The 16172-nt window shown below is 56.9% G+C and carries 15 protein-coding genes and 1 other annotated feature; of the genes, 4 read left to right on the top strand and 11 right to left on the bottom strand.

Annotated elements, in window-relative coordinates; genetic code table 11:
* The gene (gene ushA / locus K5Y32_RS01060) at positions 1 to 1752 is read right to left on the bottom strand and encodes a bifunctional UDP-sugar hydrolase/5'-nucleotidase UshA (protein WP_222181570.1); all 1752 of its coding nucleotides are present in this window, start codon (positions 1750 to 1752) and stop codon (positions 1 to 3) included.
* Between the two features lie 459 nt (positions 1753 to 2211).
* Here ushA and ybaL point away from each other — a divergent pair, with 459 nt between their 5' ends.
* Positions 2212 to 3900: a YbaL family putative K(+) efflux transporter gene (ybaL, locus tag K5Y32_RS01055; protein WP_101762391.1), complete on the top strand. Its 1689-nt coding sequence runs from the start codon at positions 2212 to 2214 to the stop codon at positions 3898 to 3900.
* Positions 3901 to 3947: 47 nt separating this feature from the next.
* Here the strand turns inward: ybaL and K5Y32_RS01050 are convergent, their stop codons facing one another.
* The 4 genes from K5Y32_RS01050 to K5Y32_RS01035 all read right to left on the bottom strand — a co-directional run bounded on the left by K5Y32_RS01050 (position 3948) and on the right by K5Y32_RS01035 (position 8016).
* Positions 3948 to 5249: an inosine/guanosine kinase gene (locus K5Y32_RS01050; protein ID WP_222181569.1), complete on the bottom strand. Its 1302-nt coding sequence runs from the start codon at positions 5247 to 5249 to the stop codon at positions 3948 to 3950.
* Between the two features lie 58 nt (positions 5250 to 5307).
* The gene (gene hemH / locus K5Y32_RS01045; RefSeq protein WP_222181568.1) at positions 5308 to 6267 is read right to left on the bottom strand and encodes a ferrochelatase; all 960 of its coding nucleotides are present in this window, start codon (positions 6265 to 6267) and stop codon (positions 5308 to 5310) included.
* Between the two features lie 122 nt (positions 6268 to 6389).
* Positions 6390 to 7034 carry an adenylate kinase gene (adk, locus tag K5Y32_RS01040; protein ID WP_008103865.1) on the bottom strand — a complete coding sequence of 215 codons (645 nt, stop codon included), beginning with the start codon at positions 7032 to 7034 and terminating at the stop codon, positions 6390 to 6392.
* A gap of 151 nt (positions 7035 to 7185) precedes the next feature.
* Entirely contained in the window at positions 7186 to 8016 is an 831-nt protein-coding gene (locus K5Y32_RS01035; RefSeq protein ID WP_222181567.1) for a DUF6024 family protein, read from the bottom strand.
* A gap of 188 nt (positions 8017 to 8204) precedes the next feature.
* Here K5Y32_RS01035 and K5Y32_RS01030 point away from each other — a divergent pair, with 188 nt between their 5' ends.
* Complete coding sequence (locus tag K5Y32_RS01030; protein ID WP_222181566.1) at positions 8205 to 9074, top strand: LysR substrate-binding domain-containing protein; 870 nt, start codon at positions 8205 to 8207, stop codon at positions 9072 to 9074.
* Positions 9075 to 9127: 53 nt separating this feature from the next.
* On the opposite strand, the gene htpG is transcribed toward K5Y32_RS01030, so the two are convergent.
* The 6 genes from htpG to K5Y32_RS01000 form a co-directional block, all read right to left on the bottom strand.
* Positions 9128 to 11002 (bottom strand): molecular chaperone HtpG, encoded by a 1875-nt coding sequence (htpG, locus tag K5Y32_RS01025; RefSeq protein ID WP_101762396.1) that lies wholly within the window; start codon positions 11000 to 11002, stop codon positions 9128 to 9130.
* Positions 11003 to 11101: 99 nt separating this feature from the next.
* Positions 11102 to 11707 carry a recombination mediator RecR gene (recR, locus tag K5Y32_RS01020; protein ID WP_008103873.1) on the bottom strand — a complete coding sequence of 202 codons (606 nt, stop codon included), beginning with the start codon at positions 11705 to 11707 and terminating at the stop codon, positions 11102 to 11104.
* On the bottom strand, positions 11707 to 12036 hold the full coding sequence (locus tag K5Y32_RS01015; protein WP_008103874.1) for a YbaB/EbfC family nucleoid-associated protein: 330 nt from the start codon (positions 12034 to 12036) through the stop codon (positions 11707 to 11709). Before K5Y32_RS01015 ends, recR begins: the two co-directional genes overlap by 1 nt.
* A gap of 50 nt (positions 12037 to 12086) precedes the next feature.
* Positions 12087 to 14066, bottom strand: coding sequence for a DNA polymerase III subunit gamma/tau (dnaX, locus tag K5Y32_RS01010; RefSeq protein WP_192236697.1), 1980 nt, complete (start codon positions 14064 to 14066; stop codon positions 12087 to 12089).
* Positions 12684 to 12745 (bottom strand) — a sequence feature (DnaX frameshifting element). Its footprint overlaps the gene before it by 62 nt.
* Positions 14067 to 14217: 151 nt before the next feature.
* Positions 14218 to 14769, bottom strand: coding sequence for an adenine phosphoribosyltransferase (apt, locus tag K5Y32_RS01005; RefSeq protein WP_101762398.1), 552 nt, complete (start codon positions 14767 to 14769; stop codon positions 14218 to 14220).
* Between the two features lie 149 nt (positions 14770 to 14918).
* Positions 14919 to 15302, bottom strand: a complete 384-nt coding sequence (locus K5Y32_RS01000) for a DUF454 family protein (RefSeq protein WP_222181565.1) — start codon at positions 15300 to 15302, stop codon at positions 14919 to 14921.
* Between the two features lie 58 nt (positions 15303 to 15360).
* On the opposite strand from K5Y32_RS01000, the gene priC reads away from it, so the two are divergent.
* Positions 15361 to 15873, top strand: coding sequence for a primosomal replication protein PriC (priC, locus tag K5Y32_RS00995; protein ID WP_222181564.1), 513 nt, complete (start codon positions 15361 to 15363; stop codon positions 15871 to 15873).
* A 52-nt stretch (positions 15874 to 15925) separates the two neighbouring features.
* Positions 15926 to 16171, top strand: a complete 246-nt coding sequence (locus K5Y32_RS00990; RefSeq protein WP_008103884.1) for a GlsB/YeaQ/YmgE family stress response membrane protein — start codon at positions 15926 to 15928, stop codon at positions 16169 to 16171.
* Position 16172 lies beyond the last annotated feature (1 nt).

Genomic DNA, 16172 nt, shown 5'->3' with positions numbered 1-16172 from the left:
TCAATGTTGTGCGGCGCGCGGCCAGATCCACGCCAGAATCATTTGCGGGTAGCTTGGTTTGCGTTGCTTCTCCAGCGCTTTGTTGCGCTCTTCAATTTGTGCTGCCGTCAGATGCACAATCCCGCCAGGTTGATAATCCGCTACCTTCAGCGGTGAATGCTGGCTGACATAATCACGCAGCACATCCGCATCGCGCTGCCCGCTGTTGCTGAAGCCAGCATGGGTTTCAATGTTCGGATAACCATCGCCGCCGCTGGCGTTAAAGCTGTTAGTCGCCATGCGGTAGGTTTTATCCTTTTGCAGCGGTTCGCCATTAATCTTCACGTCGCTGACGCCTTTACCATCCGCCACCAGGCTGATGTTGCTGAACTGCGCGAAGCCGCCGGAATCCACTTTAATATTGGCAACCGTCGCCAGATAATTCAGCACTTCATTACCCTTCAGCGTCACCGACACCACCTGATTGCCAAACGGCTGCACCTGCAACAAATCGCGCCAGCTGAGATTGCCTGGCGCCAGCGAAGTGCGAATGCCACCGCCGCTCATCACCGCAAAGTCCGCTTTGGTCGCCGCCATTTGGGCGCGCAAAATTAGCTGCCCAAGATTGGTCTGCTCAAAGCGTACCTTGTCGCGCTCACCGACAAACACGCCGTCGCTGCTGCCGACTTTGACATCCAGTTTCTTGCCAGCACGCAGTTGATACGGCGTTAACAGCTTCATCATCGCGCTGTTTTTCGGGATCTCTTCCTGCCAGGTAAGCCAGGATTCGCTGCCATCAAGATTCTTTACTTTATGCTTGAGGTTGACCGGGATCAGCTGGTAATTCTCCAGCGTCAGCTCACCATTGCGGAAGGTGAAGTCGCCGCGCCCAACAAATTTGCCCCACTCTTTTGCCTGCATGATCCACACGCCGTTTTGCCGATCCGGCTGGCAGGGCTGGCCTGGCTGATAATCTTTTACGCTGACGTTCTCTTTCTCCATGCACACCGCATCCTGCGAATGGCCGCCAATGATCACGTTGATGGTCCCCGGCGGCAGGCTGCGCGCCAGCTCCACGTCGCCCGGCGCATTGCTGCCGTGCTGACCGTCGTCGTAGTGGCCCATGTGTGTCAGCGCGATGATGACATCAGGCTTTTCGCTGGCGCGTAGTTCCGCTACCGCTTTTTCGGTCTCTTTCACCGGATCGCGAATATCAATCGTCGCAATGTTTTCCGGATTGGCGATGCGCAGCGTGTCGGTGGTGGTCAGGCCGATCACCGCAATCTTCAGCCCCATGCGGTTAAAGGTTGCCCACGGCTTAAATAAGCGCGTGTCGGTGCCTTTTTGATAGATGTTGGCCGAAAGGAACGGAAATTTGGCCCACTTCTGCTGCTGTTGCAGCACGCTAAGCGGTTTGTCGAATTCGTGGTTGCCCAGCGCCATGGCGTCATAGCCCACCAGGTTCATGCCGCGAATGTCGGGTTCAGCATCCAGCATGTCTGACTCTGGCACGCCGGTATTCACATCGCCCGCCGACAGGATCAGCGCGCCGCCACCTTTGGCCTGCACATCGTAGCGCTGTTGATCCATCAGCGTTTTCTGTGCCGCAAGGCCATATTCGCCTTGTGCGTTCGGCCAGTAACGACCGTGATGATCGTTGGTGTGCAGAATGCTGAAACGATAACTGCGATCCGTTTGCCACGCCTGCGCCAGCATCGGCAGCAGTAACACTGTCAGCGCCAGCCAGCGCCCTTTTCGCGGTGATAAAAACAAAGTCGATCTCCTTATTCTGCGTTTTTCCACTTAGCGGTGGACTTAATGTGCGTTATCGCCCTTCTGTGTCGCACAGATGGCTGGCTAACTCAAGATGAAACACGCATTGCATCATGGCACAGCGTGACGACCAGCATTTTTAAATTCGCTTCTCGCTGGGACTGACAACCCAATTCTACACCTGGCGGTGACTTTATCGACTTAGGACCGCTTTAACCGTAACAACCCCTGCTGCGAAGCCAATTTCCCCCTGCAACTATTTTTTCCGCACCACCCTTCATTCTGCGTATTTCCAGCCGATATCGTGAGATAACTGACGAAAATGGAGCTTCAGCTGCGTTTTAGTCTCATTTTTTCAATTTAGTGGGCTTTAACCGCTCAAATGTTTAAACGCGGTGAGTGATTGTGCATTACACTAGGTTGTTACAAGCGGATACATTTGCACACAAGGAGACAGGCATGCATCACACCACACCGTTGATCACTACCATTGTCGGGGGACTGGTCCTCGCATTTCTCCTTGGTATGCTGGCAAACCGCCTGCGCATCTCACCGTTAGTCGGTTATCTTCTGGCTGGCGTCCTGGCCGGCCCCTTCACGCCAGGCTTTGTCGCGGATACCAACCTTGCCCCTGAACTGGCTGAACTCGGCGTTATTCTGCTGATGTTCGGCGTCGGTTTGCACTTCTCGCTGAAGGATTTGATGTCGGTAAAGTCCATCGCCATTCCTGGCGCCATCGCGCAAATCGCCGTGGCGACGCTGCTGGGAATGGGACTTTCATGGACAATGGGCTGGTCGTGGATGACCGGCCTGGTATTTGGGTTGTGTCTTTCCACCGCCAGCACCGTGGTGCTGCTGCGCGCGCTGGAAGAGCGTCAGCTGATTGATAGCCAGCGCGGGCAAATCGCCATTGGCTGGTTGATCGTGGAAGATTTGGTGATGGTGCTGACGCTGGTGCTGCTGCCAGCCATCGCCGGCATGCTGGAACAGGGCAACGCCAGCCCAACGCTGCTGTTATGGGATCTGCTGCTGACCATCGGTAAAGTCGTCGCCTTTATGGTGCTGATGATGGTGGTGGGCCGTCGCGTGGTGCCGTGGATTCTGGCAAAAAGTGCCGCGACCGGTTCGCGTGAGCTGTTTACCCTTGCGGTGTTAGCGCTGGCGCTCGGTATCGCCTTTGGCGCCGTCGAATTCTTTGATGTCTCCTTCGCCCTCGGCGCCTTCTTTGCCGGCATGGTGCTGAACGAATCTGAACTGAGCCACCGCGCGGCGCACGATACCTTGCCGCTGCGGGATGCGTTCGCCGTCCTGTTCTTTGTGTCCGTCGGCATGCTGTTTGACCCGATGATCCTGATTGAGCAGCCGCTGGCGGTGCTTGGCGCGCTGGCGATTATCGTGCTGGGCAAATCCATTGCTGCTTGGCTGCTGGTAACGCTGCTGGGTCATTCACGTCGCACCGCTATGACCATTTCGGTGAGCCTGGCGCAGATTGGTGAATTCGCCTTTATTCTCGCCGGCCTCGGCATCTCGCTCGGCATGCTGAGCGAGGAAGGCCGCAATCTGGTGCTGGCGGCGGCGATTCTCTCCATCATGCTTAACCCGATTCTGTTTAGCGTGCTGGAACGCTACCTCGACAAAACCGAGACCATAGAAGAGCAGACGCTGGAAGAAGCAATCGAAGAAGAGAAGCAGATTCCGGTGGATATCTGCAATCACGCGGTTTTAGTAGGTTATGGCCGCGTCGGCAGCCTGCTGGGGCAAAAGCTGATGGAAGCGGATGTGCCGCTGGTGGTGGTGGAGAACTCCCGTCCGCGCGTTGAAGCGCTGCGCGAGCAAGGGATCAAAGCGGTGCTGGGCAATGCGGCACGCGTGGATACCATGGAGCTGGCGCGCCTCGACTGTGCCCGCTGGCTGCTGCTGACCATTCCGAATGGTTACGAAGCCGGTGAAGTCGTGACGGCAGCGCGCGAGAAGCGTCCGGACATTGAGATAATTGCCCGTGCGCATTATGACGATGAAGTGACCTACATAATGGAGCGCGGCGCGAATCGCGTGGTGATGGGCGAACGTGAGATCGCTAACAGCATGTTGCATGTGCTGGAAGAAGAGATTGCGCAGAACCCGATTGTGCGTGAGTGCCCGATTTAAGTGAGTGCGGTCATTGGGAAGGTCGCCATAAATGGCGACCCTACGTTTTATCTGTCCCAGTATGACTCTTCTAAACTGTCTTCCCGCTCCGGCAGGCCGCGCGTCAGACGCGGTGAATGCTGGTTCAGCACCTGATAACTCACCCGGTTAGCGTATTTACACACCTGTGCCAGTGACGAATAGGTCAGGTAGGCGCGGCCGTGTTTGCTGGAGTTAGGCACTTTTTGACGGTGGAAGTTGTTGGCGGTGATGTCATGCAGCAGCGCCGCCAGCGCACCATCGCCCGCGCCGTTGGTGTTCATGATCTTCTCTGGCCCGCCCATATATGGCGCGATATGCGAGAAGATGCGCAGCGGCTGATCGCAATCCTTGTGGCGCATCGCGCGGCTGAATTCATATTGGTTGAACTCGGCCAGCGCGCCCGGCAGCAGCGGATGGTTGGTTTTGCGCTTGTACTCTTCTTCGGTGAAACCGGCCATGTACAAACCGGTTGGCCCGGCGGTGCACAGCACCAAATCCACCCAATCCAGCGCCATATTCGACGCCAGCAGCGGATCCTGCTCGCCGGTTAAGGCAAAGGCTTCTTCTTCGTTCATCGCCACAATCGAGACGTGATCGCGCAGGAAATCGCGCCAGAACTGCGGGTTATCCTGAATCACATATTTGGTGCCGAGCGTCAATACCACCGGCACGTTGTGTTTTTTAGCGTATTCGATGGCACGCAAGGTGGCTTCCGGCATCGGTTCGCCCGGCTGGCAACGCACCAGATAGGAAGTCAGCACCAGCGCGGATGCGCCCGCAATCACCTCTTCCGGAATGCTGTTGGCCTGCAGCTGGTTCATCAAGCCGGGGCTGATGGCGAAGGTACGTTCGCCCTGCTCGCCAATCAGCGTGAAGCAGCGGCCAATCGCGCCATCAACGCCCTGCAGGAAGTTCAGATCCATGCGGCTGGAGGTGTTGCACAGGTAACGATAGGCGTAGCCGCCGATCTGGATGTTATTGCACATCACGCCGAGCAGTACCGAGCGGTCATCCGCCAGCACCGAGTAGTTATGCAGGGTGTTTCCGATGGTGCCACCGGCAAATTGATGGCTGATGAGCGCTTCGCGCATCAGTTCGTTGTAGAGCGCCTCGGCGGTAGCATCGTCGATCACCAGCGAGTGACCGGCGCTTAAACCGTAACGCTGCAGAAAGTCGTCGTCGACTTTGGCTTCAATATCCACCAGCGTCTGGTCGATACCCACCACCCAACTGCCCTCTTCCTGCTCTTGCTGCGTGGCTTGCAGCAGCGGATCGCGCGCGTTGACGGGGAAATAGTGTTTGGATTTGCGTTTGCCGGGAAATTTCATCGAGAGTGCCGTCAGGGAAAATCAGGCAGAGAATGATATCACACTCTCTGCCACACCCTTAACGGCGCGCGTTGACCAGCTGCACCATCATTTCAATGTGCTCCGCATCGGCGTTGAGCGCAGGAATGTACTCGAACTTTTCGCCGCCGGCATGCAGGAAGATCTCGCAGTTCTCACCGCTGATCTCCTCCAGCGTTTCAAGGCAATCCGCCGCAAAGCCCGGACTCATCACCTGCACATGCTTGATGCCTTTCGCCGGCAAGCTCTTCATGGTTTCATCGGTGTACGGCGTCAGCCACGGCTCGCGACCAAAGCGTGACTGGAAGGTCATCATGATCTTGTGCGGCGCAATGCCCAACGCCGCGGCCAGCGCATCGGTGGTGTCTTTGCAGCGCAGCGGATAATCATCGCCTTCATTGGCGAAACGCTGCGGAATGCCGTGATAGGACAGTACCAGCAGATCCGGTTCGCCATGCAGCGCAAACGAGCGCTCAACCGAGGCTTTCAGCGCGGCGATGTAAGCCGGATGCTCCGCGTAATCACGGATAAACGCCACTTCCGGCAGCGAGCGCAGTGGTTTAAAGCTGGTGGCTAAGCCATCCCATACTGCGGCAACCGTCGAGCAGGAGAACTGCGGATAGAGCGGCAGCACGATGAGTTTAGTCACGCCCTGATCCAGCAAGCGTTTCAGAGCGCTGTCGAGGCTTGGCTGGCCGTAGCTCATGCCCAGTTCAATCGGCATATCGAGGCGCTGCGCCAATGCTTCACGCTGACGCTTGCTGAACACCATCAGCGGTGAACCTTCATCCATCCATACGGAAGCATACAGTTTCGATACGCGTGGCGAGCGAAAAGGCACGATGATGAAATTGAGAATCGGCCACCACAGCAAGCGCGGTGTATCAACCACTCGTGGATCGCCGAGGAATTGTTTCAGATAGCGTTTAACCGCAGGTGTTGTGGGTGCGTCTGGTGTGCCTAAGTTAACCAGCAAAACCCCGGGCTTTTCTTGCCTCATGGTATTTCCTTGATGTCGAAACGAATGGGTCGAATGCAAAATCAGGGGGAAATTGTAGCGGAAATTGAAGGAGGGGAAAGCAATTGCTGCAAAAGGGCCGGACAACCGGCCCCATCAACGCATTAACCGAGAATAGTGGCCAATTGCGTGCTCACTTCGGCGACAGGACGCGTGCCGTCGATTTTGTGATATTCGGTGTTGCCGTCTTGCGCTTCTTTGCCGTAGTAGGCAATCAGCGGCGCGGTCAGCTGATGGTATTCCACCAGACGCTTACGCACGGTCTCTTCCTGGTCATCTTTACGCGTGGTCAGCTCTTCGCCGGTCAGGTCATCTTTACCTTCCACTTTCGGTGGATTGTAAGTGACGTGATAAACGCGGCCCGATGGCGTGTGTACGCGGCGGCCAACAATACGATCCACAATCAGCTCGTCCGGTACAGCGAACTCCAGCACGTAGTCAACCTTGATGCCCGCTTCTTTCATCGCGTCAGCCTGCGGGATAGTGCGTGGGAAGCCATCGAGCAGGAAACCGTTTTTGCAGTCTTCCTGCGCGATACGCTCTTTAACCAGCGCAATCACCAGCTCGTCAGTCACCAGTTTACCGGCATCCATGATCGCTTTTGCCTGTTGGCCCAGTTCCGTACCTGCTTTGACTGCCGCACGTAACATGTCACCGGTGGAGATTTGCGGAATACCGTATTTCTCCATGATGAATTGAGCCTGAGTGCCTTTACCTGCGCCCGGAGCTCCGAGCAGAATAATACGCATTGCGTAATTCCCCTTGCGAATCGCATTGTTCAATCTGAGAAGGCGAAGAACATACCATTATGGCCCGCGCACCACAAGGAAACGGGCGCGCTCGCCACGAAAGGTCTACTTTGACCTGCTTTGTCAGCAAATACCAGCAGAGTGCCCGTTTTTAGGAATCACGGCTAAGCATGAGTAGGTCTTTGAGGCGTTTTTTCAGTGCGGGTGTGACGTTCAGCTGTTTGTTGACCCCGCCGCGCACGTCGGCGCGCAAGCGTAATTGCGCCTGTTCGGGCAGCACCTGAATATCCTGCGGCAATTCACTGGCATTAAGGCCTTTCGGCAGCGGAAAAAGTGCAAAGGGTAAACCCGGTTGCTGAATGGAGTGCAGGATGAATGGCGAGTCGAGCGCGATTTTTTCCACCATCGCAATATTGTACGGACGCCATTCATTGTCCTTCATCATTGCCAGCGCCTGTTCTGGCGCGCCACCGAGCGCTAATCCTTGCTCAAACAGCCGCAGCTCGCTGCGCACCAATGTGCTGAAATCGGCGGTGCGCAATGCGATTAACACCAGATCGCCGCATAACGCCGCATGGCGATCAAGGCGGGCGACAAACAGTCGCGCATCGCTCACCAGCCGTTTGTGTAGCTGCGTGGCAAACGACTCCGATGCATCGGTGACGCCGTGGCTTTGACATTCGCTCAACGCACGCACGCGACCTTGCTGCATATCAACATGATCCACCAGCGCAATGTTGCCCGCCGTCATCGGCAAAGTGGGCAGCACGCTCAGTTCGCTAACCGGATAGTGCGAGGCATAGCGCGTGTGATTACGTGATTGCTCCTGACGGAGAAACAGCTGGGAAAGCAGCACTCGCGAGATATGCAAAGAGGGTGCGAAGAAGAGATCGAAATTTTCAAGCCGGTAATAACGGGAAAGCGAGCCGCGAAGCTTATCGCGCGCCGCCGCCGCCCTGGCAGAAGCAAGTTGTGGAGCCATCGCGTGGTATGTCTCTGGTTAGTATGCTGTGTGTGGGAGGTGAAACCTGCGGTGATAGTCGGCGTAAAACATAGAGAGCCGTAGCCGTCAACCTGCCAGAATCTGGGGGAAAGGTTAGGCCAATGCGGCTGGACATTAAAATGATATAAACTGACAATCCCTGTTAGGTTTTTACACAGGGGACGAGTATGACCGTGCTTCCTTCGTTACGTGCACTGCACTATTTCCACCAGGCGGCACTGTTCAGCAGTTTTAGCGTAGCGGCCGAACGTCTGCATGTCACCCATAGCGCCATTAGCCATCAGGTTCGACAGCTGGAGAGCTGGATGGGGAAGCCGCTGTTTGTGCGTACCAATGGACGCGTCAAATTAACCTCACACGGTGAACGTTTGCTGGTGAGTTGTCAGAAAGCCTTTAGCGAGCTCTCCACCACTTGCGAAAGCATCCGTACCGGCATGCGCCATCATATCAGCGTCTCCTGCGCGCCCAGCTTTCTCTCGCAGTGGCTAATTCCGCGCATCGCCAGCTTCTATCAGCGCTATCCCGATATTGAAGTGCAGTTTCAGCCGCTGGTGGAGATCGATCAGCTGCGCAGCGAGCATACCGATGTGCTGATTCTCAGCGCCGAGCAGTCGCCGGATGACGATATTGATGCCACCTTGATCAGCGATGATTACATCGGCCCGCTGTGCGCCCCGCAGTTTGCTGCCCGCTTTCAGAGCGAGCAGGATCTCGCCGCGCTGCCGCTGCTGCACGCCGATACGCGGCTGCATGCGTGGGCCGAATGGGCGAAAACCAGCGGCGTGCGCGGCAATTACTGGATCGGCAAGCATTTCGATAATTTGACGTTAGCCATTCAGGCGGCGAGAAACGGATTGGGTGTGATTATGGCACCACGCTTGCTGGTGCGTCAGGAATTGAGTGACGGCACCCTGATCGCACCGTTGGGCTTTGTGCGCGTCGATCGCGCCACGTTAATGATGACCAAGACTTCGCGTCAGCACGATGCAGAGATTACGTTGTTTCGCGATTGGTTGCGGGATCAGGCGCAGATTTAACAGCAGATATAAAAAAGGTCGCCATGAATGGCGACCTTTCGGGTTTGGTGCGATTACGCCGTCAGCAACTGGTTCATGCGACGGATAAACTGGTTTGGATCGTCAAGCGTACCGCGCTCGGCGAGCAGCGCCTGATCCAGCAGCAGCTCAACCCACTCGGCAAAGCGCGTCTCGTCCTGGGTATCGGCCACGCGTTTCACCAGCGTATGATCCGGATTGATCTCGAAAATGTACTTCACGTCCGGCACGTCCTGACCGGCCGCGGCAAACAGCTTCGCCATCTGCGTGGTCATTTCGTTAGCATCGGTGGTGACGATCGCTGGCGTGTCGGTGAGACGATGCGTCAGACGCACCTCTTTCACACGCTCGCCCAGCAGCGTTTTTACGCGCTCAACGAATGGCTCCAGCGCCTTCTCTGCTTCTTTCTGCTCTTCGGTCTCTTCATCGGCCAGTTTGCTCAGCGAATCATCCGCTTTGCTGACTGACTGGAAGGTTTTGCCGTCGAATTCGGTGAGGTAGCTCATCATCCATTCGTCGATACGATCGGAGAGCAGCAGCACCTCGATGCCTTTTTTGCGGAACAGTTCCAGATGCGGGCTGCTCTTCGCGGCGGCATAGCTGTCGGCGGTGATGTAGTAAATCTTGTCCTGACCTTCCACCATGCGCGTCACGTAATCGTCGAGCGAAACGGTCTGCTCTGCGCTTTCGCTCTGGCTGGTGGCGAAACGCAGCAGTTTGGCAATCTGTTGCTGGTTAGCGTTGTCTTCGGCTGGACCTTCTTTCAGTACCAGACCGAACTCTTTCCAGAACTGCTGATATTTTTCCGCGTCGTCTTTCGCCAGCTTCTCTAACATCTGCAGGCTACGCTTGGTCAGCGCGCCACGCAGGCTCTGGGTCACACGGCTGTCCTGCAGGATTTCACGCGATACGTTCAGCGGCAGATCGTTGGAATCTATCAAACCACGCACGAAGCGCAGGTAGTTCGGCATGAACTGCTCGGCATCGTCCATGATGAACACGCGCTGTACGTAGAGTTTCAGGCCGTGCTTGCTGTCGCGGTTCCACATGTCGAACGGCGCACGCGCCGGGATATACAGCAGGCTGGTGTATTCCTGCTTACCTTCCACGCGGTTATGGCTCCAGATCGCCGGATCGCTGAAATCGTGGGCGATGTGTTTGTAGAACTCGTTGTACTCGTCGTCGCTGATCTCAGACTTGTTGCGCGTCCACAGCGCCTGGGCTTTGTTGATCTTTTCCCAGGTGGTGGTGTCGCTCTCTTCGTCTTTGCTTTCAATCTCAACCGGCAGCGCGATGTGATCGGAGTATTTACTGATCACGTTACGCACGCGCCACGCATCGAGGAAATCATCTTCGCCTTCACGGAAGTGCAGCGTGATTTCGGTACCGCGATCGGCTTTCTCAATCTCTGCCAGCGTATATTCGCCTTCGCCAGCAGATTCCCAGAACACCGCTTCATCGGCTTTAGCGCCGGCGGCGCGGGTGCGCACGGTGACTTTATCCGCCACAATGAACGCAGAGTAGAAGCCCACGCCAAACTGGCCGATCAGCTGGCTGTCTTTCGCCTGGTCGGAGCCCATGGATTCGAGGAAGGATTTGGTGCCGGATTTAGCGATGGTGCCGAGGTTCTCAATCACCTCATCACGGCGCATACCGATGCCGTTATCGCTGAGCGTCAGCGTGCGATTTTCCGGATTGACCGAGATACGTACGCGCAGGTCGCCGTCGCCTTCATACAGATCGGGCGTCGACAGCGCGCGGAAGCGCAGTTTGTCGGCGGCATCTGAAGCGTTGGAAATCAGCTCGCGCAGGAAAATCTCTTTATTTGAATAGAGTGAATGGATCATCAGGTGCAGAAGTTGTTTTACCTCTGACTGGAAGCCACGCGTCTCTTGTCCTTTCATGGTCATTGCTACCTCAACTGAATCGGGGTTGATGATACGTTGAGAGAGAAATGGGGATGAAGGAGAGGATTTCAAGCCGATGTCTGTGAAGACATCGGCAAGTGATTAGAAATTAATCTTGTGGCGTCCGGCGAGCGAGTGCGACAGCGTGGTGCCATCGACCATTTCCAGCTCACCACCGACCGGCACACCGTGTGCAATGCGGCTGGCATCAACGCCATATTGTCCGCACAACTCGGCGATGTAGTTGGCCGTGGCTTCCCCTTCCACCGTGGGATTGGTGGCGAGGATCACTTCGGTTAAGGTTTCGCGCTCGAGACGCTGCTCCAGCCGATCCAGGCCGATATCCTGTGGACCAATGCCATCCAGCGGTGACAAGTGCCCCATCAGCACAAAGTAGCGGCCGCCAAACTGGCCGGTCTGCTCAATGGCGTGGATATCTGCCGGGCTCTCCACCACACAAATCTGGCCGTTTTGCTGACGACGCGGATTGGCGCAGATGGTGCAGATTTCCTGTTCGGTGAAGGTACGGCAATCGGCGCAGTGACCGATTTCCGACATGGCGCGGGTCAATGCCTGCGCCAGACGCATGCCACCGCTACGATCGCGCTGCAACAGCTGAAAAGCCATACGCTGCGCCGACTTCGGGCCAACGCCCGGCAGGCAGCGCAACGACTCCATCAAAGATTCAAGCAGTGGACTGGTTTGCATCAGAACGGCATCTTGAAGCCAGGCGGCAGCTGCATACCTGAAGAGACCGCAGCCATCTTCTCTTTCTGCGTTTCGTCAATACGGCGTGCCGCATCGTTGAAGGCCGCGGCGATCAGATCTTCCAGCATGTCTTTGTCATCTTCCAGCAAGCTAGGATCGACTTCAACACGACGGCAGTTGTGCGCACCGTTGATGGTTACTTTAACCAAGCCAGCGCCTGATTCACCGGTCACTTCGATCGCGGCGATCTCTTCCTGCACTTTGGCCATTTTGTCTTGCATCTGCTGGGCCTGTTTCATCAGGTTGCCCAATCCGCCTTTACCAAACATAGTTTTCTCTCTCTGCTGGGGCTGCGCGCAGTTGACGCGCGGCAGCATGTTCACACCGGTCGAATACTCTCTTCATCCAAATCGGCATCGAAGAATCGACGCAATGTCTGAATATGGGTATCGCTTTCGATCGACTGTCGCGCCTGCGACAGCTTCTCTTCATAAATGGCCTGGCGCCACTCCAGTGGCGTCAATACCGTAGGATTATCGTCTTCAATAATCGTCAATTCAACCGGCTGACCGGCAGACTGACTCAGCGCTTCCGCCAGCGCCTGCCTGGCAGAAGCTGAATTCAGATGGCGCTGACTGCTGCGCAGATGCAGCGTAACGCCGGCTTCGCCCACCTCTTTCCACGCATTGAGCGCCACTTGCTGCACCAGTTTCGGTAGCGTCAGCGCGGCGATTTCAGCAGCCCACGCATCGCGCTGCTGGGCTTCTTCCGCCAGACGCAGCGCCAGCTCAGGGGTTTTCTCATGCTCCAGTGCCGAACGCAAGGCTTTTGGCGTCGCCACCGGCTCCGCTTTAACCTCCACCGGCAGCTGCGTTTTCCAGCGATAAGCTTCCGGTTTGGCCGGGGCTTTTACCGTGGGTTCGGACGCACGTTGTTGCACACGTTCAGTGACGCTAGCGAGACGTTCCAGCGCCGGATTCGCCGGCCGCGCGGAACGCGCTGCCGGCTCACTCTTTTTTGCTTTGCCGGCTCCCTGACGCAGCAACTGCGTTCGCGCCTGTAACAACTGGCTGGTGGAGTCAGGTAACGGATCGGGCGCGGGCTGCATGTCTGGATAATCATCCGACACCGGCGGCGCGTCAGGGTTTGGCGGTGCCATCTGCGGCTGCGCAGCCGGTGCGGGCGCGGCTTTCGCTGCGGCTTGTGGCGCAGCAACCTGCGGCGCAGCTTGTGGCGTCAAGGTGGGACGCGCCACCGGCTCCGCAATCGTTGCCTGCGGATGGAACGCCAGCGCACGCAGCAGCGTCATCTCTACGCCTAAGCGCCGATCCGGTGCCAGCGGCAGATCTTTACGTCCCATCAACAACGTTTGGTAATAGAGCTGCACGTCAGCCGGTGGCAGCACGCGCGCTAACTCGCGCAGGCGATCGGCCTGGCTGAGATCGTCCTCGCTGAGCGAGCTTGGCAGCAGCTGCACCATCGCAATGCGGTGCAGTAAACGCAGCATCTCGACCAGCAGCGCTTCCCACTCAACCCCACGCGACGCGGCCTGATTCAGCAGCGCCATCACCTGTTCGCCCTGGCCATCCACCAGCGCTTCAATCAGCGCCAGCGGCTGTTCATCGTCAAGCGTGCCGAGCATTTGTGCCACGGTGTCACGCGTTACGCTGCCCTGCCCCATGGCAATCGCCTGGTCGGTCAGGCTCAGCGCATCGCGCATGCTGCCGTCAGCGGCGCGTGCCAGCAGATGCAGCGCACGCGGTTCGGCAGCAATCTGCTCCTGCTGCAACACATGCGCCAGCTGCTGCTGGATTTGCTCCACGTCGAGCGCTTTGAGGTGGAATTGCAGGCAGCGGGACAGAATCGTCACAGGCAGCTTCTGCGGATCGGTGGTCGCCAGCAGGAATTTAACGTGCGATGGCGGCTCTTCCAGCGTTTTAAGCAGCGCGTTGAAGCTGTGGCGCGACAGCATGTGCACTTCATCGATCAGATAGACCTTGAAGCGACCGCGCGCCGGCGCGTACTGCACGTTATCGAGCAGATCGCGCGTATCTTCAACTTTGGTGCGTGATGCGGCATCGATCTCAATCAGATCGACAAAACGGCCCTGCTCGATTTCGCGGCAGTTATCGCATTGCCCGCACGGCGTTGACGTGATGCCGGTTTCACAGTTAAGCCCCTTCGCCAGCAGACGGGCGATCGAGGTTTTCCCGACGCCGCGTGTGCCAGAAAAGAGATAAGCATGATGGATTCGTCCCAGTGACAACCCGTTGGCCAGCGCAGTCAGCACATGTTCCTGACCGACTACGTCAGCGAAGGCCTGGGGACGCCATTTTCGCGCAAGTACCTGATAGCTCATGTGGATTCAATCACTGGAATTTAGGGAGAAGGGAGAAAATGCAGCTTCGCAAACCCTGTTTATTTTGGCAGTAGTTTAACAGCCACCAGCGGATCAGCAACCACTAACTTTGCAGAGGTGGCGCCCCGCCGTACAGCGGAGCGCGCAGGCCTTAGTGGCCGGGGAAATTCACCAGGCTGAAGCACTCGACGCCCATGGCAGTCAGGCGGGCTTCGCCGGTCAGGTCAAACAGATTAATCACGAATGCGGCGTCTTTCACTTCACCACCGGCGCGGCGGATCAGTTTCACCGTTGCTTCCAGCGTGCCGCCAGTCGCCAGCAGATCGTCCACCACCAGCACCACATCGCCTGGTTTGATGGCATCTTTGTGCAGTTCCAGCGCATCGGTGCCGTACTCCAGCTCGTAGCTTTCGCTGAAGGTGTCACGCGGCAGTTTGCCCGGCTTACGCACCGGCACAAAACCCACGCCCAAACCCAGCGCCACCGGTGCGCCAAACAGGAAGCCACGCGCTTCCGTTCCCACCACCTTGGTGATGCCTTTGTTACGATAACGCTCCACCAGAATGGCGATCGACGCGGCATACGCCTGCGGATCTTCCATCAGACTGGTCACGTCACGGAACAGAATGCCCGGCTTCGGATAGTCAGGAATGCTTTTAATGCTGTTTTTGATGAGTTCAAGCTGCTGCGCAGTTGCGGTCATAAATGTTACGCCTGGAGAAAATATCTAATACGCGCAGCTTCTCTAGCGCCAAACCCCGGAAACCGGGTTAAGCGAAGTCGTTTATAAGGGAAGCCACGCACGAAGATGCCCAAATCTATGCAAATACCCGGCTAAATGCAACCCTCACGCTACTGTTGTGGCGGGTTGGCATCCTCGGTTACAACCGGAATGCGCCACATAAAAAGCAGCAGCAGGCACAGCATCGCGCCTAACAGGATGCGCACCCACAGCAGGTTTACTAAATAAAGGGACACCGAAAAGGTAATCACAATCAGCAACATGGCGCGCCCTTTGGCGCCGGGCGGCATGGCACGATGCTGCTGCCAGTGGCGAATATAGCGGCCAAACGGCGACTTCCACAGCAACCAATGATGGAAACGCGGCGACGAGCGGGCAAAACACCAGGCCGCCAGCAACACAAATGGCGTCGTAGGTAATAAAGGTAATACAATGCCCAGCGTACCTAGCACAATCGCCAGCCAGCCAAGGCTCAGTAGTAAAATGCGCTGCATGCCTGATGCCTGAATAAGTCAAAAACAGCGTTACGTTAACACAGTCGGAAACAGAGTGATGCCCCAACCGCCCGCCCAGCAACGTCTCCATGCCATGTTAGAGTTACTGCGCCAGCAGATTGCGCAGCAGCCGGATGGTGCCTGTCGTCAGCCCCGTTTTGATTCTCACCTGTTTCGCACCAGCGGCACGCGTCTGGCGGATTATCTGCGCGAACTGGAAGGCAATGTGACGCAGTTAACCGCTGCTGACACTGATGTGGCGCGCCGTCAATGGCTGGCGGAGAAAGTGCTGGATCAAATTGCCGCCTTGCAGCGCGAATGCCAGAGCCAGCAGCTGCGCGTCAAGCGCGAGCGGCCACGTGTCGATGCACGCCAGGCCAAGCGTGAAGAGTATCAGGGTTACGAAAAGCGCTTACTGGCGATGATTCAGCAGCGCGAGCAGCATCTGGCGCGCGCCGAAACCCTCAGTGTTCAGCAGCAGTTGATTCGCGAAGTCGATCAGCTGCAGGAGCGCCTGGCACGCTGCCGCGCCGCTATCTACAAACTGGAGTTGCCGTCTATGCCGCGCTAAACGCGGCGCTTTTTCCTCTATACTCATTGCGGTGAGAAAAAGGAGAAAAATCATGACGCTGGTTTTTTGGATTGTGATCGGTTTAGCCGCAGGCTGGCTTAAGCGGGTGATTTTTCCCGGTCGTCCGGGAGGATTTGTGCCGACGCTGGTGCTGGCGGTGATTGGCGCGCTGATTGGCGGCTATATCGCCACCTACTTCACCACCGGCGATCTGGCCGCCTTGCATCCAGCCGGTTTTGCCAGCGCGCTGCTGGGCGCACTGTTAATGCTGCTGGTCGCGGCGAAATTACGTATTTAGG

This window comes from Pantoea sp. DY-15, assembly GCF_019795935.1.
Taxonomy (GTDB): Bacteria; Pseudomonadota; Gammaproteobacteria; order Enterobacterales; family Enterobacteriaceae; genus Pantoea; species Pantoea leporis.
The sequence above is the reverse complement of the archived record's forward strand: the minus strand, read 5'-3'. Positions and strand labels throughout refer to the sequence as shown.